At 61.0% G+C, this 22,782-nt stretch carries 24 protein-coding genes and 1 pseudogene; 12 read left to right on the forward strand and 13 right to left on the reverse strand.

The genetic code is table 11. From position 1 onward, the window contains the following. Window positions 1-88: 88 nt before the first annotated feature. Entirely contained in the window at window positions 89-832 is a 744-nt protein-coding gene (locus P3T22_RS21755) for an SDR family oxidoreductase (RefSeq protein ID WP_429326073.1), read from the forward strand. Here P3T22_RS21755 and P3T22_RS21760 read toward each other — a convergent pair. The 3 genes from P3T22_RS21760 to P3T22_RS21770 form a co-directional block, all read right to left on the reverse strand. Next, complete coding sequence (locus P3T22_RS21760) at window positions 829-1,854, reverse strand: aldo/keto reductase (protein ID WP_063495400.1); 1,026 nt, start codon at window positions 1,852-1,854, stop codon at window positions 829-831. The genes P3T22_RS21755 and P3T22_RS21760 overlap by 4 nt on opposite strands. 187 nt (window positions 1,855-2,041) lie before the next feature. After that, the gene (locus P3T22_RS21765) at window positions 2,042-3,763 is read right to left on the reverse strand and encodes a tetratricopeptide repeat protein (RefSeq protein WP_063495399.1); all 1,722 of its coding nucleotides are present in this window, start codon (window positions 3,761-3,763) and stop codon (window positions 2,042-2,044) included. A gap of 243 nt (window positions 3,764-4,006) precedes the next feature. Further along, window positions 4,007-4,558 carry a DUF4142 domain-containing protein gene (locus P3T22_RS21770; protein WP_429326074.1) on the reverse strand — a complete coding sequence of 184 codons (552 nt, stop codon included), beginning with the start codon at window positions 4,556-4,558 and terminating at the stop codon, window positions 4,007-4,009. Window positions 4,559-4,961: 403 nt separating this feature from the next. On the opposite strand from P3T22_RS21770, the gene P3T22_RS21775 reads away from it, so the two are divergent. Together P3T22_RS21775 and P3T22_RS21780 are read left to right on the forward strand one after the other, a co-directional pair. Next, entirely contained in the window at window positions 4,962-5,945 is a 984-nt protein-coding gene (locus P3T22_RS21775) for a chemotaxis protein CheV (RefSeq protein WP_429326075.1), read from the forward strand. A 103-nt stretch (window positions 5,946-6,048) separates the two neighbouring features. After that, window positions 6,049-6,828, forward strand: coding sequence for a hypothetical protein (locus P3T22_RS21780; RefSeq protein ID WP_063495397.1), 780 nt, complete (start codon window positions 6,049-6,051; stop codon window positions 6,826-6,828). Between the two features lie 168 nt (window positions 6,829-6,996). Here P3T22_RS21780 and P3T22_RS21785 read toward each other — a convergent pair whose 3' ends face one another. The 7 genes from P3T22_RS21785 to P3T22_RS21815 form a co-directional block, all read right to left on the reverse strand. Next, window positions 6,997-7,347: a hypothetical protein gene (locus P3T22_RS21785; protein WP_063495396.1), complete on the reverse strand. Its 351-nt coding sequence runs from the start codon at window positions 7,345-7,347 to the stop codon at window positions 6,997-6,999. 12 nt (window positions 7,348-7,359) lie between these two features. Next, a complete protein-coding gene (locus tag P3T22_RS21790; protein ID WP_063495395.1) occupies window positions 7,360-8,181 on the reverse strand; it encodes a hypothetical protein in 822 nt (273 codons plus the stop codon). Window positions 8,182-8,326: 145 nt separating this feature from the next. Beyond that, window positions 8,327-8,569: a hypothetical protein gene (locus P3T22_RS21795; protein WP_429326076.1), complete on the reverse strand. Its 243-nt coding sequence runs from the start codon at window positions 8,567-8,569 to the stop codon at window positions 8,327-8,329. 3 nt (window positions 8,570-8,572) lie between these two features. After that, window positions 8,573-8,842, reverse strand: a complete 270-nt coding sequence (locus P3T22_RS21800) for a hypothetical protein (RefSeq protein WP_063495394.1) — start codon at window positions 8,840-8,842, stop codon at window positions 8,573-8,575. 83 nt (window positions 8,843-8,925) lie between these two features. After that, window positions 8,926-9,234, reverse strand: coding sequence for a hypothetical protein (locus tag P3T22_RS21805; protein ID WP_063497856.1), 309 nt, complete (start codon window positions 9,232-9,234; stop codon window positions 8,926-8,928). A gap of 373 nt (window positions 9,235-9,607) precedes the next feature. Beyond that, window positions 9,608-10,384: a maleate cis-trans isomerase family protein gene (locus P3T22_RS21810; RefSeq protein WP_429326077.1), complete on the reverse strand. Its 777-nt coding sequence runs from the start codon at window positions 10,382-10,384 to the stop codon at window positions 9,608-9,610. Next, entirely contained in the window at window positions 10,381-11,625 is a 1,245-nt protein-coding gene (locus P3T22_RS21815; protein WP_429326078.1) for a D-amino acid dehydrogenase, read from the reverse strand. The genes P3T22_RS21810 and P3T22_RS21815 overlap by 4 nt, the downstream gene beginning before the upstream one ends. 506 nt (window positions 11,626-12,131) lie before the next feature. On the opposite strand from P3T22_RS21815, the gene P3T22_RS21820 reads away from it, so the two are divergent. The 4 genes from P3T22_RS21820 to P3T22_RS21835 are packed head-to-tail and all read left to right on the forward strand — an operon-like array spanning window position 12,132 to window position 16,793. Then, a complete protein-coding gene (locus P3T22_RS21820) occupies window positions 12,132-13,331 on the forward strand; it encodes a branched-chain amino acid ABC transporter substrate-binding protein (protein WP_429326079.1) in 1,200 nt (399 codons plus the stop codon). Between the two features lie 25 nt (window positions 13,332-13,356). Continuing rightward, complete coding sequence (locus tag P3T22_RS21825) at window positions 13,357-14,256, forward strand: branched-chain amino acid ABC transporter permease (RefSeq protein WP_429326080.1); 900 nt, start codon at window positions 13,357-13,359, stop codon at window positions 14,254-14,256. Window positions 14,257-14,259: 3 nt separating this feature from the next. Continuing rightward, window positions 14,260-16,074, forward strand: a complete 1,815-nt coding sequence (locus tag P3T22_RS21830; protein WP_429326081.1) for an ABC transporter permease subunit — start codon at window positions 14,260-14,262, stop codon at window positions 16,072-16,074. After that, window positions 16,062-16,793: an ABC transporter ATP-binding protein gene (locus P3T22_RS21835; protein ID WP_063495388.1), complete on the forward strand. Its 732-nt coding sequence runs from the start codon at window positions 16,062-16,064 to the stop codon at window positions 16,791-16,793. The genes P3T22_RS21830 and P3T22_RS21835 overlap by 13 nt, the downstream gene beginning before the upstream one ends. Window positions 16,794-17,188: 395 nt before the next feature. On the opposite strand, the pseudogene P3T22_RS21840 reads toward P3T22_RS21835, so the two are convergent. Further along, window positions 17,189-17,320: pseudogene (locus tag P3T22_RS21840) on the reverse strand (transposase); the annotation flags it as partial. Next, window positions 17,320-18,081 (reverse strand): IclR family transcriptional regulator domain-containing protein, encoded by a 762-nt coding sequence (locus P3T22_RS21845; protein WP_063495386.1) that lies wholly within the window; start codon window positions 18,079-18,081, stop codon window positions 17,320-17,322. The pseudogene P3T22_RS21840 and the gene P3T22_RS21845, both read right to left, overlap by 1 nt. Before the next feature lie 125 nt (window positions 18,082-18,206). Between P3T22_RS21845 and P3T22_RS21850 the strand changes: the two genes are divergently transcribed. The 5 genes from P3T22_RS21850 (at window position 18,207) to P3T22_RS21870 (ending at window position 22,045) form a co-directional block, all read left to right on the forward strand. Next, window positions 18,207-18,680, forward strand: a complete 474-nt coding sequence (locus tag P3T22_RS21850) for a MaoC family dehydratase (RefSeq protein ID WP_063495385.1) — start codon at window positions 18,207-18,209, stop codon at window positions 18,678-18,680. Window positions 18,681-18,692: 12 nt separating this feature from the next. Beyond that, a complete protein-coding gene (locus P3T22_RS21855) occupies window positions 18,693-19,142 on the forward strand; it encodes a MaoC family dehydratase (protein WP_063495384.1) in 450 nt (149 codons plus the stop codon). Between the two features lie 96 nt (window positions 19,143-19,238). Then, window positions 19,239-20,501, forward strand: coding sequence for a CaiB/BaiF CoA transferase family protein (locus P3T22_RS21860; protein WP_429326082.1), 1,263 nt, complete (start codon window positions 19,239-19,241; stop codon window positions 20,499-20,501). A gap of 673 nt (window positions 20,502-21,174) precedes the next feature. Then, window positions 21,175-21,537 (forward strand): hypothetical protein, encoded by a 363-nt coding sequence (locus tag P3T22_RS21865; RefSeq protein ID WP_063495382.1) that lies wholly within the window; start codon window positions 21,175-21,177, stop codon window positions 21,535-21,537. Window positions 21,538-21,559: 22 nt separating this feature from the next. After that, window positions 21,560-22,045: a hypothetical protein gene (locus tag P3T22_RS21870; RefSeq protein WP_063495381.1), complete on the forward strand. Its 486-nt coding sequence runs from the start codon at window positions 21,560-21,562 to the stop codon at window positions 22,043-22,045. 111 nt (window positions 22,046-22,156) lie between these two features. Here P3T22_RS21870 and P3T22_RS21875 read toward each other — a convergent pair. Further along, window positions 22,157-22,782: hypothetical protein (locus tag P3T22_RS21875; protein ID WP_429326083.1), on the reverse strand; the 626-nt coding region annotated here is incomplete at its 5' end.

Genomic DNA, 22,782 nt, shown 5'->3' on the forward strand with positions numbered 1-22,782 from the left:
TTATTATGGCAAGTCTAAGCCGATTATTTCAACGAAGAAAGCGACCATGATTCGTTTCGCCAACCCACCACACAGAAGGAAACGAATCATGAACACGATCAGGAACGCTCAAGTCGCCATCGTTACCGGCGCATCCCGTGGCATCGGCGCAGCGGTTGCGCAACGCCTCGCCAAGGACGGCTTCGCGGTTGCCGTCAACTACGCATCGAGTTCATCGGAAGCCGATGCGCTGGTCGCGGAACTGACGGCGGCGGGCGCCAAGGCCATCGCCGTGAAGGCCGACGTTTCGAACGCCGACGACGTGCGCCGCATGTTCGAAACCACCGAACAGCACCTCGGCAAAGTGGACGTGCTGGTCAACAATGCCGGCGTGCTGAAGACGGTGCCGCTCGCCGACACCAGCGACGCGCTGTACGACCAGACCTTCGGCATTAACGTGCGCGGCACCTTCAACACCCTGCGCGAAGCGGCCGCACGGATGAACGACGGCGGACGCATCGTCAACTTCTCGAGCACGACGCTGGCGCTGAACATGCCGGGCTACGCGATCTACAACGGCACCAAGGCTGCCGTCGAAGCATTCACACACGTGTTCGCCAAGGAATTGCGCGGCCGCGACATCACCGTCAACGCAGTGGCGCCGGGGCCGATCGCGACCTCGCTGTTCCTCGACGGCAAGACCGAAGAACAGATCCAGACCTTCGCGAAGATGCCGCCGCTGCAACGCCTCGGCCAGCCGGACGACATCGCCTCGGTGGTGTCCTTCCTCGCCGGCCCGGATGCAGGCTGGGTCAATGGCCAGATCCTGCGCGCCAACGGCGGCGTGGCTTAAGCCACTTTCGGATTACGCTCCGCAAATCCTTCCTGATGCCAGTACGGATACGCGGGACGTACAGCGCTGGCAGCGTCGAGTTTCGCCACCTGTTCGGGCGTCAGATTCCAGCCCACCGCGCCGAGGTTCTGCCGCAACTGCTCTTCGTTGCGCGCGCCGATCAACACCGTGGATACGGTAGGCCGCTGCAGCAGCCAGTTCAGCGCGATTTGCGGCACGGTCTTGCCGGTTTCGGCAGCAACCTCGTCGATTGCATCGAGCACGCGGAACAGGTACTCGTCCGGCACCGGCGGCCCCATGTCGGCGGTTTTATGCAGACGGCTCGTTTCCGGCAACGGCTGGCCGCGCTTGATCTTGCCGGTGAGGCGCCCCCAGCCGAGCGGACTCCACACCACCGCACCCACGCCTTGATCGGCGCCGAGCGGCATCAGTTCCCACTCGTAATCGCGGCCGATCAGCGAATAGTAAGTTTGATTCGCGACATAGCGCGGATAGCCGTAGCGATCCGCGGTGTCCTGCGATTTCATCAGGTGCCAGCCGGAGAAATTCGACACGCCGGTGTAGCGGATTTTGCCGGCGCGCACGAGATCGTCGAGCGTCGACATGACTTCGGCAATCGGCGTCTTCGCGTCGAAACCGTGCAACTGGAACAGGTCGATGTAATCGGTTTGCAGCCGTTTGAGCGCCGCGTCCACCGCCTGGATCAGATGAAAGCGCGACGAGCCGACGTTGTTCGGACCGTCGTCGACACGGAAGGTCGCCTTGGTCGAGATAATCGCTTTGTCGCGCTTGCCCTTGAGCGCTTCACCGAGCACCGACTCGGAAGCGCCACTCGAATAGATGTCCGCGCTGTCGAACATCGTGACACCCGCATCGAAACAGATGTCGATCAGGCGCCGCGCTTCGGCGACGTCGGTGGCGCCCCACGCCTCGAAAAATTCGCCCTTGCCGCCGAATGTGCCCGTGCCGAAACTCAGTACCGGCACCTTGAAACCAGATGCACCCAGATGTCTATATTCCATTGTTGAATCTCCGTGGCCTAGCCGTCGATAAACGGACGTTCAGTCTACGCGCGTCTCGGCAACCGTGCCGACGGCTTGGATTGTGTTGACAGATGCCGCTGATCAAAGCGTGCCGTCATGGCAACGAAGTGAAGCGTGCAGCGCCGATCTATCCGGCTACCGCACAGCCTGGGCTTTATCTTCGGTGCTACACCGGCTTTCCCGCGGCGCCCGACGCGGCCAGCGCGTCACGCGCACTTCGAATCACGCTGTCCCAATCGCCCAATGCCGGCTGCCGGAACAACCTCGCTTGCGCGTACCAGGGCGTATCGGCGCGTTCCAGCATCCAGCGCCAGCAGGTGTCGAAGCGGTTCAGAATCCATACCGGCTTGTCCAGCGCACCGGCCAGATGCGCGGTGGACGTGTCCACCGATATCACCAGGTCGAGGTTTGCCACCAGCGCGGCCGTGTCGGCGAAATCCTCGAGTTCTTCCGTGTAATCGATGACGCCCACGGACGCATCACCACGAGGCAGTTGCTGCGCAGCCGGCCCTTTTTGCAGGCTGAAGAACTGCACGTTCGGCACATCGAGAATCGGTGCGAGCCGCTCGAATGTCATCGAACGGCGCGCGTCGTTCTTGCGGAGCTCGGCGACATGCGGCCGATTTCCGCCCGCCCAGACGAGTCCGACCTTCAAGCGCCCTTCCGCTTGTGCAGCAATACGCGTGTGCCACTCATGCGTTGCTTGCGGGTCGGCGAACAGATAAGGCGTCTTCGACGGAATACTCGCGAGGTCGGTCTTGAACGCGAGCGGCAGACTCAGCAATGGGCAGTGACAATCGAACGGCGGCAGGGCGTGCCCCGCTTCGATCAATTGATCCACGCCGTCGAGCGTGGACATTAGCCGCATCAATTCGGGCGGTACTTCGAGCACGACTTTTGCGCCGAGCTTCGACACCATCCCGGCATAGCGGCAAAACTGCAGTGTGTCGCCGAGGCCCTGCTCGGCGTGCAGCAAAATCGTCTTGCCGTCGATTGAAAAATCGCCCAGCCAAAGCGGTTGCGCAAAGGTGCGCCTGCCCGCCTTGATCCGGCTACGCTCCCAGCGCCATTCGTATTCCTTCCAGCCCGCATCCAGCTGCCCCAGTTGCAGCAGACACAACGACCGGTTCCAATGCGTCTCGGCGGCGGTGGGGTTCACGGCCAGCGCGCGCCCGTAGCTCTGCAACGCTTGCGCGTGCTCGTCGAGATCGATCTGGGTGAGGCCGAGGTTGCTCCAGGCATCTGCAAACGCAGGGGCGAGTTCGAGCGCGCGCTGATAGCTTTGCCGCGCTTCGCGCGGCTGGTTCAGATCGCTGAGCGCATTACCGCGATTGCTCCATGCGTCGGGATAGTTCGGCTGCAAGGCGAGCGCGCGATCGCAGCTTGCGAGCGCATCGGCGGGACGGCCCAGATCGCGCAGCACGCAGGCGCGATTGTTCCAGGCTTGCGCGAAATCCGGCATCAGGGCAAGCGCGCGATCAAAGCTGCCGAGCGCTTCGAGCGGCAGATTCAGACCGGCCTGCGCATTGCCGCGATTGTTCAGCGCATCCGGGAATTTGGGCTGCAAGGCGAGCGCGCGATCGGCACTGCCGAGTGCTTCGTCGAAACGTTGCAAGGCATTGAGCGCATAGGCGAGATTCGAATGAAGCGGCGCCTGCTTTGCATTAATGGCAAGTGCCTTCTTGATGAACTCGATGCCCTCTTGCACACGATCCGCTTGCAGCGCGAGCGAACCCAACAATTGCAACGCCTCGAAATGGCGTGGCTTGAGTTCGAGAATCTCACGATAGAGTTCTTCGGCCTCGGCGAATGCGCCGTTCCGCTGAAGCGCGACGGCTTGCCGAAGCATATGGTCCAGCTGTTGCGGGAGATTGGCAGGCTTGCTCATGAGGTGAGCTTTGATTGAATGCATGTGGAATCGGGGAACCGCTTTCGAACTGCCTGAGTCGCGCTGGAAGCCGCGCAGTTCAGGCCCGAAAGAACGAAGCCGATTATCGCCGAAAAGAACGCATTCGGCCTGCTGTATGCAGGCGCCGCGCGTCACGCCGTAACGTGACGCGCACCTTGATGCTCAGACTCTGCGAGACCGTGCCTGGTGGGCCCCGTTTGCCTGGAGGGCCCGGTATACGGCTTACTGGGCAGCCAGATGCTTACGCTTGGCAAGATCCTGAGCCATCGCGTAATGCTCCTGAATGGTCGGCAGTGCCTTCTTCGCTGCGTCCTTCAATTGTTCGTCGCGACCCGAGGCGATTTCCGCCTGGAAAGCCGACAGTGCTTTCTGGTCACCGGCGAGCGCAACCTGCTCGATATAGACCTTATCGAAGTCGGCGCCACGCAGGTTATTGATGCTTGCGAGCACCGCTGCGTCCGGATCGTTCTTCGGCACGTCGACACCACGCGGGCTCGCCGCGCGCAACGCGTCCGAGATTTTCGCGTTGTCGTTGGACACGCGCTCGGCGAATGCCTTCACGTCGCGGTCGGTGGAGCGCGACGTGGCAATGCGTGCGGCGTCGCGTTGCGTAGCGACGGCCTTGGTGGCGTCGGTGATGAAGGCCTGGTCGGCGGCATGAATACGAGCAGTGTCCGGCGCGGCGGGCGCGGTCTGTGCACTGGCCGCCGTAGCGACGGCCATAAGGCTGGCCATGCAGGCACTGGTGATGGCGGCGAGAGGCAAGCGGATCATATGTTCTCCTTGGAGTGGAAGCGAAACAACGGCGATGCGTGTGCGCCGTGGCCACTGCGTGCGATTGCATTGATACCTTGCATGTCGCTTGCGACTGGCCAATGGCGCCGCGCTCTTATTGCTGTGCATTCTAGGAGGCGCATTACCCGGCATGTGAAACCATGCTGTCGCTTCTGTAACGTTAGGTAACCTTCATACAAACTACCTGCTTTTGCTGTAAAGCCGCGTTCCTATTCCTGCCTCGAATAGCGACCGGCTGGTAACCAGAAAGCATCAGGAAACCGCCTGAAATCACTGAACTTTCCTGTCGCCGCGCCGATAACAAAAAGATAGGGCGCGCGCCAGGGCCGAACGAACGGTATGCATGGCGCACCACTCGCACCGCAATCCCTGGGGAGTTTCGATGGCAGTAGACCACCGCGCGAACGACGAACGCAGCAACCTGACGAGTTCCAACAAATTCGAGTTGTTGCTGTATCGGCTGGGATCCGTGCCTGGCAGCGACGCGCATGAGCTTTACGGCATCAACGTCTTCAAGGTGCGAGAAATCTCGACGATGCCACCGGTGACACCGATTGCGGGTTCTTCGCCGTACGTGATGGGCGCTGTGGACATTCGCGGACAGATTATTCCCGTGATCGATTTGCCGCGCCTGATGGGTTGCGAGCCGACGCGCGGCTTGAACATATTGCTGGTGACGGAATTCGCGCGTTCGACGCAGGCTTTTGGGGTCGAAGAAGTGGACGACATCGTGCGGCTCGAATGGAATCAGGTGCTGTCCGCCGAGGGCGCGGCGGGTGGCAATCTGGTGACGAGCATCGCGCGTATCGACGGCAACACGGGCGACTCGCGGCTCGCGCAGGTGATCGACGTCGAACAGGTATTGCGCGACGTGTTTCCGTCACAGCATCCGAGCGTCGACCCGACCTCCGTGGGTGAAGCGCTTGGCATTCCCCGTGGCGCGAAGATTCTCGCCGCTGATGATTCCAGTTTTGCGCGCAAGCTGATTGAGCAGGCGTTGAGCGCGATCGGCGCGGACTACGTGATGACCAAGACTGGCGAGGAGGCGTGGAATACATTGCAGCAGGCTGCGCGCGAAGCGCAGTCGACCGGCACGCGGGTGAAGGACAGTATTGCGCTGGTGTTGACCGATCTCGAGATGCCGGAGATGGATGGGTTCATGTTGACTCGTCAGATCAAGGCTGACGAGCGGACCCGGGAGATTCCGGTGATTATTCATTCGTCTTTGACTGGCGCCGCGAATGAGGCGCATGTGAGGAATGCTGGGGCGAATGGGTATGTGGCGAAGTTTGCAGCCGCTGAGCTGGCTGATGCTATTCGCCATGCGCTTGGGGGCGTGTCTGCGGTGAAGCGGGGTGTTGTTTGAAGTTGGGGTTTTGCCCGTGCGGGGCAGTCAAAAAAAAACCAATCGACGCCAATTTCTATGTGACCATACGCAAACCCCAACCCACACGGAGTGCAAAGGCAAAATGCATCAACCGGACCCACTCCACCCCCTGCGCCCCTTCCTGAAAAACTACGTGTGGGAACACGGCCACATCGGCACTCGCTACATCAACTGCGCCACCGGCGAAATCAGCTTCGATGACGGCAAAAAATCCCGCTTCGCGGCAGAAAAGTACCTCTACGTCCCGCTAGACAAAGACGCCGCGGACGACCCGCTGGCTACCGGCCCATCAACCCAGGACGCCGCCCTCGCGCGCTTCCTCCGCGCCGCGCAACTCGGCAAACCCGAAGAAGCCGGCTCCGCCGCAGAAGTCCAGCGCGCCGTTCATGATTGCGTCGACCTGGCGATCTTCAGCGCCTATCAGCACGACGCGCGGCAGGCAGTCGATCACTACACCCAGGAAGCCATGTTCGACGACGAAATCCGCGCGGCGCTCGTCAGCGATATTCGCCGGGTCTACGGGCCCATGCGCGACCAACTCGCGCTCTATGACTTCACCGTGCTGCATGGCCTGCCCACGCCCCTTCTCTTCAGCGATGCGCCATTCATCGACTGGCGCGTGCGCGTCAAGCCGGCCATGCCATTCGTCTCGCTGCCCCTCGGACCCTATGCATTGCTGGTCGGCACGCCGTCAGGACGAACCAGCCGCGCCGCACCCGTCGCGTGGAAAACCGCCGTGTCGATGGGCGCGCTAAAGGATCACAATCGCCTGATGGTCGAACGCGCCCGTCTGTGGATCGTGGCCACCGGCGACGATCAACTGGTAGCCATACAAGAACGCTTCAAGAAAGACGACGCATAACCGGCGCCGCCCTCCATACCCTCACGCCTCGCGGCGCGGATGCGCTTCGAGCGCAAGCGAAAATATCAGGTCCGATCGCAACAATGTCCAGATACCAGGCGTGGAAATGGCCGAACTGCGCCAGTGTTTCTGTCATTGTCATGGATACTCATGGAGTATTGAAGTATGTCAGGCCGCCTGGATTCGCAGAGAGGTGAACTCAACGATCATTTCTGCGCCGACTGTCGCCGCGACGAGCGCGACCAGGTTCGGTTGCTTGTCAGAAAAGCGATCCGAGCTTTCCAATACCTTTAGCACTCGCTCGTAGCGCGGTGACCCGAACTCCAGAATCTTGATGTCGTAAACGATGTTGAGAAGCCCGTAGTGCTCGATAACGCATCGTGTCGTACCGACGAACGTCACGGTAGCACGCCGATTGTCCAGCTTGAGTCCCAAGGTCAAACTGTCGCCGTCGTCCGTTACGGCGACGATATCGATTTGCCAGTCGTGAAAATAGTCAAATGTCTGGAGTTCATTCATGATTGGATCTCGTCACCGGGGGAGCAGAGAAAAAGCGTTTCCCTTATCGCGGACGTTTCCGTCCCAGTTGTGGACATGCGGTGACCCGAAACCGTGATCGTGATCGAAGTCAAAATCGACAGCGGCATTTCCGCTCGCATCATAGAGTCGCATTTGGCCACTTCCGGACGGGTTGTCCACCCACGTGTTGGCGGGGCCTCCTGTGCGAGGCAACCATGCTAACTGACTGTCTTCGCCGGGCAATCGAGCAACGGGATCATTAGCATATTCAAACGGCTGCGCGTCGCCTAGCGGCGTAGCGGCTTCCATGAGATCGCCCGCGGCATCGGCCAGTGACGCTGCGGCCCCGTTCGCATAGCGGGCCGCAACCGCATTGACCTCGTCCACCATGTCGTTATAGCGGTCCATGTAGGCCGTCGCAGCCTCGTACGACATGCCCAGCCCCGTCATCAGCTCCTCACGGAAGCTGGGAAGCCGTTTGGGTTTAGGCGCCGGATCGTTCCACGCGCCCCCTGTCCGCGATTGCTCGGCAATGAGAACGACACTCTCACCGCGAATCATGGACTGCAAGGTCTGTATGACCTCAAGGTCAGCGCCGCTCTCTGCCAGCCGTTGGTGCCAGTGGAAGTTAGTCCCGAGGAACGAGCGAACGCGCTGCACAAGTGCGGCGTCCTGAGCCCATACATCGGCGTATGCACGTCGCGCGAACTTCTTGCCTTCCTCAACCGCCTGTTTTTGCCCGGTAGTGAGAAAGATGCGCCCACTCCCGTAGGAATCCTTGCTGTACATCATCCACCGTTGCAGCGAATCCGTTTTCAGTTCAGTGCCGCCCATTACCAGGTCCTGTCGCTTGTGACGGTGTAAACCTAGCAGATTGCCGGACGCCCTTGTTTTTGGGATCCCGCGTGAACCACGGGTATTAGCGGCAAAGATCGTAATCAGTTCGTGGTCGGTCAGCCGGCCGCTATCTACGAACGAGTCAATGTTGAGCCGCGTTCAGCAGCATCCATATTTGCGTTCGCGGCTCGCCTGCGAGGATGCGGACAAACGCCGCCCGGCATCGCGTGCAGGTGTAATGCTGCTCCGCTCTCGCATCCTTCACCGCACCGGCTCCGACCAAGGTCAGCGTGTCGTGCGGCTCGACCGCCGAGGCCTGTCCGTAAAGGTCAGCGCATGGCGTGCAGGGCTGAATCCAGAGTTCCATATTGAGCAACTTGAGCATTGATCAGCCGTTGCCGGCACCCCACCCGCCTTCGGGAACCATATCGACGCGCCGCTTGCCTTCGACATACCCCGCCTCGCGGGCTTCTTCTTCACTGCGAAAAGTGGCGGCAAGTTCCTCGAAACGAATGCTCTGCCCAGTGACGTGGGCATCGGCGCCGTGGCGACAGATGTACGCCGAGTAATGCCACAGGGTGGTGGGTGTCCGCGGGCCGTATGCAAGGATCGGAAGGACCCAGACTTCGTATCCGTTGTGCTCGATCTTGTCCCACATGCCAGTCTCCGTCCGGAATTTGAAGGAATCGTATGCAGGCGCCGCGACATGAAACTCATGCGCGCAACCATACCGGTGCTTCGTCAAACCTGCGGAAGATCGTCCATGGACTTTTCGACACTCCCGTCGGGGTCCTCCGTGTCGATTCCATCAGGGCCGTTGGTGTGCGTAACGATCTTTATTTTCGGCCCCAGAAATCTCGCACCGCCGAGGGTAAAAAGGGACCAGCCTACGTCCCCCGCATGGATCGCTCTGACCACTTCGGCTACCTCGACTATCGCGGTCGGGGACAGCCACTCATGCGTCCTCAGGTCGACCGGAGCCCAGCGCACGTGCGTGACTCGATCAGTTGCAGGGTTAATGCGTACACCGTCGATAGCAAACGTAGTCATCTCTACCTCCATCATCCCGACAAAGGAATTTCAGTATTATGCGCCGCTTCCTTTCCGGCTCTCCAACCTGTTGCATTGCGGGATCATCTGCGACGGTGACGCGCCGGACGAACCGTTAATGCGTCTGGAATCGGCCGAAATCTTTTTCTGCACCTGGTGTCAAAGTTAAGTGCTTCATCTGAAGTATGCAGTCCGACATGACATCCCGCCAATCGACAACAAACAGCGCCCCACAGCGTCTGGCTCTTCCACTTCTATTTCGACGATGGTGGCGCGCTGCGCTCCACCCAGAAGAGCCCTGACCCGCTGCACGACCACGAAGACAACGACCGGTCATTCTGATTGCTTCCCAGGTCACGCACGTTATCTACGATCAAAGCGTGAATAACCTCCCCAGATGAGGCTCGCAATCCTCCACTCCTGCGAGGCGCAATGCGTGCCAGGCCATTGCGAAGTTGCTCGATATCACCGGCTTGCCGATCCTCGCCTCAAGCTCCGGAATCAGTTCGGCGATGCGCAGGCTCGTGCAAGACACGAAAACAGCGTCCACGTCGGCGTTCTGTGCAAGGTGCTCGACGGCGCCTCGCAGGGACGCTGCGTCAATCCGCGCAACCTCGTTGTCGTTCGCATGCTCGAACGACGCCATACGCGTGACGCCGACACCCCGCGCCTCGATGTAGTCGCGCATAGAGTCGTTGATTGCACGCACATACGGCGTCAACAGTGCGGCTCGCTGCACGCCGAGCGCGCGCAACGCAGCGAGCGCGGCGGTGATCGGCGTGGTGCACGCGACGCCGGGGCGCGCTTCGCGGATGCGTGCGAACACGTTCTCCTCGCCGATCACCATCGCTGCCGACGTGCAGCCAAACGCCACGACATCGATCCGCTCGCCAGGGCGAATCAGCGCCACCGCCGCTGCAATGCGGGAGTCCATTTCCCTCAGCCGTTCGGGCGTGATATCCGCCGAGTTGTACACGCGGCTTTCGTAGAACGCCACGCCATCCTGCGTCAGCAGCTTGCGCCATTCGTGTTCGATCGTATGATCGGTGGCGAGCACCACGAGGCCAATGGCGGCACGCCGGCAGATGCCGTCGTCCAGCACGAAATCGAGTCTTGCGTAGGCGTCGTCCTGCAGTGCACTCGTGCTCATTTCAGTGTCATCCCTGTCATGTCGATCTCGGGCTGGCGACCGGTCATGACGTCGACCAGCAGTTTTGCGGTGCCGCACGACATCGTCCACCCCATGTGTCCGTGCCCGGTGTTCAGATACAGGTTCCTGTGACGCGTACGGCCGATCAACGGCGTACCTTCCGGCGTCATCGGGCGCAGACCGGCCCAGTAGGACGGACTGTCATAGTCGGCGCCGCCGGGGAACAGCTCGCGGGCGGCCTGCAGCATGGTCGTGAAATCGGCGGGTGTATGGTGGGTGTCGTAGCCGGCGAATTCCGCGGTTGCAGTAAAGCGCAGCCGCTGGCCAAAACGCGCCCACGCCACGAGGTTGTTCTCATCGACGCCGCCAAGATTCGGCGGACGGTGATCCGGCCCGACCGGGAACGTGGCCGAGTAACCCTTCACCGGATACACCGGTAGCCGATAACCCAGACGACGCGCAACAATGGGCGACCAGGAACCGAGCGCCAGGACGAACTCGTCACCTCGCACGAGTCCCGCCGGCGTATGCACGCCGACTATCTGGTCGCCTGACGCCTCGATTGCGCTGATCGGCGTATCGAATTCGAAACGCACGCCAAGGCGTTCGCACGCCGTCTTCAAGGCGCGGGTGAACAGGTGCGCATCGCCGCTTTCGTCGGTGGGGCAATAGATTGCGCCGGCAATCCTGTCACGCGCCGCCCCAAGCGCGGGTTCCCGTTCGACGACCTGTGCCGCATCGAGCGTTTTGAGCGGCAGGCCGTTGTCCTTGAGGATCGACATATTTTGCGTGCCGCGCGCAAAAGACGCTTCGTCGCGATAGAGATACAACAGGCCGCGGCTGATACGGTCGTATTGCAGATGCTCGGCGGCGGTCAACTGTTGCAACTGCGTCTGCGCATAGCGGCAGAGCGCGACCTTGCGCGTCGTGTTTACGCGGGAGCGTTCCGCTGTGCAGTTTCGCAGGAACTGGAGGCACCAGATCCACATGTGCGGGTCCGCGTTGAGCTTGAGCCGCAGCGCCTGCCCTTCGACGAAGAGCGACTTCAGCAGGATTTTCGGCGCACGCGGCGAGGCCCATGTGTACGAATGCCCCGGCGCGACCAAGCCAGCGTTGGCAAAACTGGTCTCGAGCGCGACGCCCGGCTGGCGGTCGATCACCGTCACCTTGCGGCCCGCTTTCGCGAGGTACCAGGCGGCCGTGACGCCTGCGATTCCGCCCCCTAGCACGACGCTTTTCATGCGTGACTCCCTTGTCGGCTGGAGTTAGCGCTTTAGCGCTTACTCCAGCCCCATGCAAAGCTGTCGGCTGGAGTTAGCGCTTTAGCGCTTACTCCAGCCCCATGCAAAGCTGTCGGCCGGAGTTGGCGCTTTAGCGCTTACTCCGGCCCCATGCACAGCTGTCGGCTGGAGTTAGCGTGTCGGCTGGAGTTAGCGCTTTAGCGCTTACTCCAGCCCCATAGCGCTTACTCCAGCCCCATGCACAGCTACTACCCGTTCAAATATAGCGCTGCCTGCACGTTGAATGGTGGTCTATACGCGGATACCCTATCTCGTCCAGTCTGTGGCGGGACCTATCATGAAAGGAGCACTTTCCTAACGGCTCCGCGACGCGCCCGCCAGACAAGCCACTCGTCTGGCGGATCAGGCATTGCACGCGAACGCACGTTTTTGTCCGCTTTCTGATGTCACCGGTCTATCCGCGTGGCGGATCGCTTCGATCCCTTTCACAATAAGGAGTCACTAACATGATTGCTCAGAAGAATGGCACACCCGATGCAGCTCGCGTCTTGCGGCGAACGACGATCGCGGCCATGGCCGCTCTGGCCGTGCTCGCCGGCACGGCCCCCGGGTCGGCGCAAAGCCAGGGCGCCACGCTCAAGATCGGCGTACCCGTGCCGCTGTCGGGCAGCAGCGCCAATGCCGGCCAGGACATCGTCAACGGCGCCAAGCTGGCCGCCGCCAAAATCAACGCGGCGGGCGGCGTGCTGGGCAAGCAGATCGAACTGGTGCCGGAAGACGACGCCTGCGACGCGCAGACGGCGGTACAGGCGGCGCAGAAACTGGTCGATGCGGGCGTCGTCGCGGTAGCAGGCGGTTACTGCTCCAGCGCCGCACTGCCGGAATTGACGACCTTTCACCGCGTCGGTATTCCCTACGTGATGGACGCGTCGACCAATCCAAAATTGACCGAGATGGGCTACGAGAACGTGTTCCGCACGATTGGCCGTGACGACGAGCAGGGCCCGTTTGCGGCCAACTTCATCAAGAACTTCCTGCACGCGAAACGTGCGGCGGTCATCAACGACAACACGACCTATTCCAAGGGCCTCGCCGACAACACGGTGGAAGCGCTGAAGAAGGACGGTGTCGATGTCGTCTACGACGATGCGATCACGCCCGGCCAGATGGACTACTCGCCGACGCTGACCCATGTCGGCTCACTGAAGCCGGACGTGATCTATTACACCGGTTATTTCGCCGAAGCCGGCCTGTTGGTGAAAGAGGCGCGGCAACTGGGCCTGAAGATGACGCTGATGGGCGGCGACGCCACCAACGACCCCACACTGATGAAAACAGCCGGCCCCGCGGCCGACGACATGGTCATCACCACGGCGCCGCTGGCGCAGTTCCTGAGCGCCGCGCACGGCTACGTCGACGACTATACGAAGGCCTATGGGCAAGGTCCCGGCCCCTATTCGGTCTACGAATACGATGCCGTCGGGGTCACCGCAAAAGCGATCGCGAACGCAAAATCGACGGCGCCCGCGGCGATCAATGCTGCTCTGCACAAGATCTCGGGCTATCAGGGCGTGACCGGGACGATCAGCTTCAACCCGAAGGGTGACCGCAGCAACGCGGTGTATATCGTCATCACCGTGCGCGGCGGCAATTTCACGCCTTATCAGCGGCTTGATTCGAGCGGACACTGGGTGGCGATGAAGTAGGCCCTGGCGCGCGCCGGGCCCGGCCATGAGCACCTTTTTCCAGTTCGTCGTCGAAGGGCTGACGACCGGCTCGTTCTATGCCCTCGTCGCCCTCGGCTACACGATGGTCTACGGGATTATCCGGCTGATCAACTTCGCTCACGGCGACTTGTTCATGGTCGGTGCGTTCGTCGGCTGGACCGCTTTGACGGCGCTCGCCGCCGCGCACCTGCCGCTCGCCCTGGCGCTGCTGATTGCGCTCGTCGCTTCGATGGCGGTCACCGGCGCCCTGGGCCTCGCCATCGAGCGGCTGGCGTACCAACCGCTGTTGCGCGCGCCGCGGCTGTCGATTCTGATCACGGCGCTCGGCGTTTCACTCGCGTTGGAGAACGGCGTGCTGCTGCTGTACGGCGCCGGCTTCGACACCTATCCGCACGTGCTCAGCCAGGCAGGGCTCGATCTGCTCGGCGTGCGGGTCAGCTTCACGCAGATCGGCATCATCGTAGCGAGCCTTGCGCTGATGCTGGCGCTGTATTTCTTCGTCCATCACACGTTTCTCGGCACGGCAATGCGCGCGCTGGCGATCGATCAGGACGCCGCGCGTCTGATGGGCGTCAATGTCGAGCGGCTGATCCAGCTGACCTTCCTGCTAGGTTCGGTGCTGGCCGCCGTCGCAGGGGTGATGGAGGGGCTCTACTACACGCAGATCAATTTCTTCATGGGCTTCGTGCTGGGTCTTCGTGCGTTCACCGCCGCCGTTCTCGGCGGCATCGGCAACATTCCGGGTGCGATGGCCGGCGGCATCCTGATCGGCCTGCTCGAGGCCTTCGGCGCCGGTTATGTCTCATCGCAGTGGACCGATGTGCTCGTGTTCGGCGTGCTGATCGGTGTACTCGTGATCAAGCCAACCGGCTTGTTCGGCGAACGCGTCGTCGAGAGGATGTAGGCCATGAGCGCGACGCAGGCGTCAGCGCGTTGGCATCGCCCTGTGGCCGGCGCAGGTCTGCTGGTCGCCGCCGTGGCACTGCCGGCTGTCGCCAGCAGCTATATCGTCGATGTCGGCCTGACCATCGCCACCTATTCGATTCTCGGCCTGGGGCTGAATATCGTCGTCGGTTATGCGGGGCTGCTGGATCTGGGCTATGCAGCCTTCTTTGCCATCGGCGCCTACACGACGGCGCTGCTGGAAACACTGCTGCACTTCTCGTTCTGGGAAACGCTGCCGTTCAGCCTCGCGTTTGCCAGCGCTTCGGGCATCGTGATCGGCTACCCCACCCTGCGCCTGCGCAGCGACTACCTGGCGATCGTCACGCTGGGGTTCGGCGAGATCACGCGCATCATTGCCACCAATCTCAGGATTACGGGCGGCCCAAACGGCATCTACGGTATCGACAGCCCCAGCCTGTTCGGTTACGAGATCAGTTCGCCCCATGCGGTGTACGAACTGGGCATCGCGTTCCTCGTGCTGGTGCTCGTGTTCGCGATCCGGCTCGGCCAGTCTCGGCTCGGCCGCGCCTGGACCAGCATCCGCGAGGACGAGGCGGCTGCCGAGGCCGTCGGTGTGCCGACGCTGCGCGTCAAACTACTGGCCTACGTGATGGGCGCATTGATCGGCGGTTTTGGCGGCAGCCTGTTCGCAGCGCGCTTCGGGACGATCGACCCGACCGGGTTCACCTATCTGCAGTCCGTCACGATCCTGATCATCGTCGTGCTTGGCGGCCGAGGGAGCATTCCTGGCGTGATACTCGGCGCCGTCATCGTTGCCGGCCTGCCCGAGCTGCTGCGTTTCCTCAACCTCTGGCGCATCTTCGGGTTCGCGATCGGCCTGGTGATCCTGATGCTGCTCCGGCCGCAAGGCCTGTGGCCAGCGCCGCTGCGCCGCGTAGCGCCGCCACGCGAGGGCGAGGGCGCCGGCGCCGCAAAGCCCGTGCCGCGCCAGACCGTCACCGACGAAACCTTGCTCGAAGTGCGCAACATGCAGCGCCGCTTTGGCGGTGTGCTGGCGGTCGGCGGCGTCAGCTTCACTGTGCAGAGCGGTGAGATTCTCAGCCTGATCGGCCCGAACGGCGCCGGCAAAACCACCGTGTTCAACTGTCTCACCGGCGTGACCCGTCCGACCGGCGGTCAGGTTCTCTGGCGCGGTGCCTCGCTGGTTGGAGGAGCCCCGCATCGCATCGTCCATCGGGGCATGGCGCGCACCTTCCAGGGCATCCGCCTGTTTGCCAACATGACGGCCTTCGAGAACGTGCTGATCGGCATGGACCATCGGCTCCGAACGCAACTGCTCGCCGAATTGCTCGCGCTGCCCTCCGCGCGTTCCGAGGCGGCCGATCACGCGACAGAGGGCCTCGGCTGGCTCAGCTTCGTCGGCCTCGGCGCCCGGGCGGGCGAACGCGCAGCCGACTTGCCCTATGGCGATCAACGCCGGCTGGAGATCGCCCGTGCGCTCGCCAGCAACCCGCATCTCCTGCTGCTGGACGAGCCGGCGGCGGGGATGAATCCGACCGAGAAGCACGCGCTGATGGAATTGATCCGGCGAATTCGGGATCTTGGCGTGACGGTGCTGCTGATCGAACACGACATGATGCTGGTGATGGGCGTGTCGGACCGGATCATCGTCATGGACCATGGCGTCATCATCGCCGAGGGGCCGCCAGCCGAAATCCAGGCCGATCCGCGTGTGATCGACGCCTATCTCGGTACGGCGGGAATAGACGAAGCGGCTGACGATGCCGCCGGGGAGAAATCGCTGTGGGACTCCTAGAAATCCGCGATCTGCATGTGAGCTATGGGAACGTAGAGGTTCTGCACGGCGTCTCGCTGGACGTCGCGGAAGGTGAGATCGTGGCCTTGCTCGGCAGCAACGGGGCCGGCAAGACCACGACGCTACGCGCCATTTCCGGCCTGATTCGCCCACGTTCTGGACAGATCGTGATGGCCGGGCACCTGCTCACCGGACTGCGCGCCCACCAGATCGTGGCTCTGGGTCTCGGTCATGTGCCGGAAGGCCGTCGCATGTTCGGAGCGCTGACAGTCGAGGAAAATCTGCGGCTCGGCGGTTATCTGATCCGGGCCGACGGCGCCTTGCTGGAACAGCGGATGACCGAGGTCTATCGGACTTTTCCGCGACTCGGGGAGCGGCGTAGCCAGTTGGCGGGCACGCTCAGCGGTGGCGAACAACAGATGCTGGCAATCGCACGCGCTTTAATGCTGCGGCCTCGCGTTGTTGTGCTGGACGAACCGTCCATGGGACTGGCGCCGAAGCTGGTCCGGGTGATCTTCGGCATGATTGCAGACATTTGCAAGGAAGGCACCTCGATCCTTCTCGTCGAGCAGAACGCACGCCAGGCACTGCGTATTGCTCATCGGGCCTATGTGCTGGAAAGCGGCCGCATCGCGCTAGCCGGCCCGGCCCGGGATCTGGCGCAGGATAGCCGGGTGCGCGCAGCGTATCTGGGTGGGAGTGCTGTGGCGACGGAGTGACAGAGCAATACTGCGCCATGGGGTTGGTACGGCACCGTTCGGTGACCAAAGGAAGGCGCGTCGCCGCTTCCCCTCGTGTGCCGTGACTGTGCCGGTAGTGCCACGAATAGTTCAAACATCCTCACATGCTGCCTCGGCGTTCTGTCCTTTATTCTGGTCGATTCTGCATTGCGCCCGATGTACGCACCTGAGAAATTTAACTCATACCAAGCAGTGCTAAGGCGGGATGGATTCGACGTGTTCTTGCGATGGATCGGCTTGCGAAACCTGACATCGCTTGCTACGCACGTGGCTGGCGTATTGATGCTGTTTTATGTTCAGGTACGCCTGGTGCTCTCGCTGAAAGCCGCACCATCCTCGCCCCTCGGCCAGCCTTGCCCTTCGAGGGTTCGGCAGGCAACGGCCAGTACAACACCGTCCGGGGCACCGCTTTGCCGTGCCTCGCGCAACTGCGTGATCGCGATCTGAGGCTTGGTCGCAAACCCGATCTCATCGGGCACGCCGGCCTGCTGCCGTCTTACTTCTTCTACGACGCTGCCCTCAGATGAGACGCCGCCTGGCGGAGCTCCGGCAGGTAGTGCTGTATCGCATCTCCTTCGGTGTACTGGCCCGCTGGCAAGCTGATGTTGATCGCTGCGATGACTGCTCCTTGCTTGTCCCGTACAGGCACGGCAAGGCCGCAGATCGACTCGTCAAGTTCGCCGTCGACCCACGCATAACCCTGCGCGCGAGCCTGGAGAATGCGCTCGCGCAGAATCGCCTTGTCGGTCAGCGTGGCGCTCGTCAATTGCTGCAGCGTGGCGCCCTGAAGATACGCATCCAACTCATCGTCTGGCAAACCCGCGAGCAGTACACGACCCATCGAAACTACATGCGCGGGCAATCGGCTGCCGAGCGTCGGACTCATTGCGAGTATCCGCTTTGAATGCTGCCTCAGGATGTACACGATGTCCGAGCCGTCGAGCACTGACAGCGCACACGACTGCCGAACTCGCGTAGACAGTTCCTCGAGTGTGGTCTGCGCATCCCGCCAGTAAGGCAGCGAACTTAGGTACGACAGACCAAGCCTGAGCACGCGCGGCGTCAACCAATAATACTTGCCGTCGGTCGCGACAAACACGAGATCGATCAACGTCATCAGGAACCGCCGCACCGCTGTGCGCGGCAAGCCAACACCCTCCGCAATTTCCCCGAGTGTCTGACGGCTCGCACGTTGCCCCATCACTTCAATCACGGCGAGCCCGCGCGCGAAAGTGCGCACGAATGACTCGCTGTCTGGCGTGGCCATGGTTACTCCTAGTCTTGACAACAAGACAGAACAGTTGCAAATTGATCGCTAAGCGGACATACATGTCCGCTTAGCGGATATTCTAACCGTTGAGCCTTTCCCGATCAACTACCTGCGATCGTCCTATGAACGCTCCGACATTCGAGACAGATTTCTGGAAAGACGCCGGGTTGCGCAAGACCTGGGATGACATCATCCCGGGCGAGCCCCGCAAGACGCTGCCCTACACCCTGACCAAGGAAGCGATCCAAAAGCTTTGCCGCGTGATCGGCGATACGCATCCGTTGTACTTCGACGAGGAGTACGCCAGGCAGACGCCCTACGGCGGACTCATTGCGCCTCCGACCATTCACATTCTTCTGATGTTCTCCTGCACGCCAGCCGACGACTGGATGCGCAGTCCCGGCACTATCAACGCAGGTCAATCGTGGAATTACAACGTCCCGGCGCGACCAGGCGACGTCATCCGGCTTCAGGCACGCGCACTCGACAAGTTCATCAAGAGGGACCGACTCTTCGTGGTGCATGACAACGTTTTTTTCAATCAGCACGATCAGGTGATCTGTTCGGGCCGTGGTTGGAGCATCCGCGCGTTCTAAGGAGAAACCGATATGACTTCGACATTCGAAAGCCTGCAGCGCGGCCAACTCATCGAGGGTACACCGTTCTCCCCGACGCGCGAATCGATTCGCGAATTCTGCGAAGCGTCGCTGGATTTCAATCCGCTTCATCTCGACGATCAGTACATGCCGGGCGATTTCCGCAAGACCAACTTTGGCGGAATCATCATGCATGGCATGAACAATTTCGGCGTTATCACAAAGATGCTGACCGACTGGCTCTATCCGGCGGGGGGCGTGCAGCGTCGTCTTGAGACGCGCTGGAAAGCGCCCGTCAAACCGGGCGACGTGATTACGCCGCGTGCCACTGTCACGTCAGTCAACGAAACCAGCAAGGGACGCTGGGCGGTGCTCGACGTGCAGGTATTCAATCAGCGTGGCGAAGAAATCGCGGTCGGCGAGGCGACGGCCGAGTTTCCGAAAGATTGGGCGCCGGCCTGATACGGCAAGGCACTCCAGCGCTCCACGCCACCCGTCCACGCGCCGCTTGTTAGTTAGCGCGAGTGGCGCAACATGCACCTACCCGTTCTGACAAAAATGCAAAACCATTCACTGGATCACACATCGAATCTCGCGCCGACCGGCGCCCTCGCCCATCTCCGGGTGCTGGACCTTTCCCGCGTGCTCGCGGGTCCGTGGTGCAGCCAGAACCTCGCCGACATGGGCGCCGAGGTGATCAAGGTCGAGCGCCCGCGAACAGGCGATGACACACGCAGCTGGGGACCGCCGTGGATCAAGAACGAGGACGGTACCGACACGCACGACTCCACCTACTTCGCATCCGCGAACAGGAACAAGAAATCGATCACCGTCGATATCTCGACACCGGAAGGACAGGACTTGATCCGCAAGCTTGCTGCAAAAAGCGACGTCGTGATCGAGAACTACAAGGTCGGCGACCTCAAGCGCTACGGTCTCGACTACGCGACGCTCGCTGAGATCAATCCGAGGCTCGTCTATTGTTCAATCACCGGTTACGGACAGGATGGCCCAGACGCCAACAAACCCGGCTATGACATCGTGTTTCAGGCGGTCGGCGGATTGATGAGCGTGACCGGCGAGCGCGATGACCTCCCGGGCGGTGGACCGCAAAAGGCAGGGCTTCCGATAGTGGATGTCATGACCGGCATGTACGCGACCATCGCTATCCTGTCGGCCCTGCAATACCGCACGGTCTCGAACCGAGGCCAATACATCGACATGGCATTGCTCGACTGCATAGTGGCGCTAGGTGGAAATCAGGTGACCGGATTCTTCGCGAGCGACAAGACCCCGCACCGCTATGGAAATGCGCATGCGAGCCTCGTTCCGTATCAGGTTTTCACGGTCAAAGACGGCGAGATCGTCGTCGCCGTCGGCAACGACACGCAATGGAAGCAGTACTGCAAGGCAATCGAACGCCCCGATCTGGCTGCCGATCCACGCTGGGACAAAGCCACCGGGCGGATTACGGGCCGCAATGAACTCATCCCCGAACTCGCAGGAACCATGCTCGAACGCGGCGCGCTGGAGTGGATCCGGCACCTCGACGCGCATGGCGTGCCCTGCGGACGAATCAACGACTACCGGCAGGTCTTCGAAGACGCGCAGGTCAGGCATCGGTCGTTGCGCGTCGATGTGCCGAGGGAAGACGGCGCAATGGCGTCGACCATTGCCAGCCCGCTCAGGTTGCGGGATACGCCACCCGCCTATCGGCGCGCACCGCCTTCGCTCGGCGATTGCACCGACGATGTGTTGAGCGGCCTCCTGGGCTGCAACACCGAAGACATCGCCTTGTATCGGGACCGCGGAATCATCTGAGGAGGTTGGCCAAATGAACCCAATCGACTCAAAGCTGAAGGAATCGCCACTGCAGACCTATCGCCGGTTTCTCGAACAGGATGTGCTCGCCTAACAGTTCGATAGCTCGACGAACCGCGCGTTCTTTTGTCCTCGTGGCGGCGCTGACCTTGCAGGGGTGCGCCACATACGATCTGTCGCTGTTGCCGCGTACAGCGGGACCAATGGCCTACGGCACGGCAAAGCAGATTGACAAGTCGGTGGCGATTACGCTGGACGGTCGCACGTACAACGGGCGCTTTGTGTACGTGCAAGGCGGGGCATTCTCGCTGGCAAGCCGCTTCGGTGGCGGGCAGACATACACCGGCACGGCTGTAGGCGTCAGCGCTGTGGGAAATGGCAACGTACCTGCGGAATCCGCCGATGGTCACAACCTGCGATGCGTTTTCAGTTTCAGCGGCTGGAGTCAGTCAGGAACCGGCGTTTGTCTCACTGACGCTCGCGAAGCATACGACCTTCAGATAACCCGCTAGTGCTGTCCATGCTCGCGCTGGTGGTCACGGTGCTGTGTGCCGCGTGTGGTTGCCTCGTCAGGCAGGGCAGACCCGCATCGAGCCGGTAACCGGACGGCAAATCACGTACGAGGGGATCGTGTACGCGCGCAGTACAATTGATCACCCCACCGGAGAACAACATGGCAAAGCTCGCGTTTCCGACTACGGCGGATGAATTCAAACAGCATCTTGAACAGCAGGGCCAACGCGACGATTGGACGGTTGACGTAGTGCCAGCGGAGGGCGACGACATTAGAAACAAAACGCGCGTGGTATTCACACTGCGCGATATGACCATGGCCGACGGCTATGTCGCTCATGAGTACGACGACCTAATTGTCACGCTAGACGGGGATTACTGGTTCGGACTAGACCGCCTGCACGAAGACTATCCGCGCTGGACGTGGCAAAAGCAGGTAGGCGAAAAATCGTGGTGCACTGTCGATCACCTGCGGTTGCTAGATGCGCTGGTGGAGTTGTTCCCGCCATCGCTGTACGCCTGATTGCAATCAATGCATTGACAGGGTGATCACCGACATGGGCCTCAGACACACATTGCAAGAGATTGAAGGGTGGCAAGGTCAATATAAACGTGTCCTACGCTGGCAGCACCGGATTCGCATGGCGGATACCGCTAGGTCATCGGCGGATCAACTTGACTTTCTCCTCGCTTTCTTTGCTTCATGTTTCGATCTCCGGGACTGGCTAATCGCCTCTGGTGTCGATAGAGAATCAGTAACGGCGTTATTTCGTGGCAACGTGGAACTGAGAGTGTGCCGCGATATTGCGAATGGCTTTAAGCACTTTCGGATTACCGACCATCCGTACGATGCCAAATTTTCGGTTGTGCGGGAGTACGTCCCCGAAAACTGGCCGTCGTATGTTGGGCATGGCGAGAGCAAATGGAATATTGTCGCCGGTGAAGATATGTTCGATCTCGTCGCGCTTGCTCACCAATGCGTCGATCTGCTGGACGAATTCCTTCACGACCAAGGACTTAACGCCGCTTAGTCTTCCGCTCGCGATCGCAGGCAATTGCATCGGCTGTCAGGCGGCGCTGACGCGTCGGCGACTGGTCATTCGTGACCCATCCTTGGCACGCTCGTCAGCCAGAAAATCGCTCTACCACTTCGCGATGTTCGCCAGTACGGCGGCAATGAACTTCGGGAACACTTCGGCAAGCTGCACGCGGCTACGTACTTCTCTGTCGTACCCGTTAACCTTACCCTCATCGAACGACGCACCTATGTAGAACCCATCCTCCTCAAAGGACATCACCGTGGCGATGGTCAAGTGGGAAAGGTGGCTGTGGTGATGGTAAAACTTCTCCGCCTCGACTAGCGCGTCCACCCCCTCATCGTGAAGCCCAAGGACCTTCCGATTTCTCCTCACGTCGCGCACCGCGTCGTTTGCCCCATACTGCTCTGCAACAAATCTATCCAGATTGGTTAGTGTTTTTCCCGAACCAAGCAACGACATTGCAATGGCCTCGATCACTTGACGCATGAGATTCCCCGCCGCAACGAGGTGACCAGCCAAGAACAGCTTCATTGATTGGATATGCAGCGTGATTGCGCAATAAATCAGGCTGGAGACACGTCCGCGTTTCTCGTTGTTTTTCGCTTCCTCATCAAAAGCTTGCCAGTCCATCATTGAGCTTGCCCCCGAAAAACGAATCCCTTGCTGAGCAGGTAAACTCAAGCAAGGAGAAGAACGATGACAGGCAAGGCAAAGCGGGCACAGTACAC

The sequence above is a fragment of the Paraburkholderia sp. GAS348 genome, from assembly GCF_050434205.1.
Taxonomy (GTDB): domain Bacteria; phylum Pseudomonadota; class Gammaproteobacteria; order Burkholderiales; family Burkholderiaceae; genus Paraburkholderia.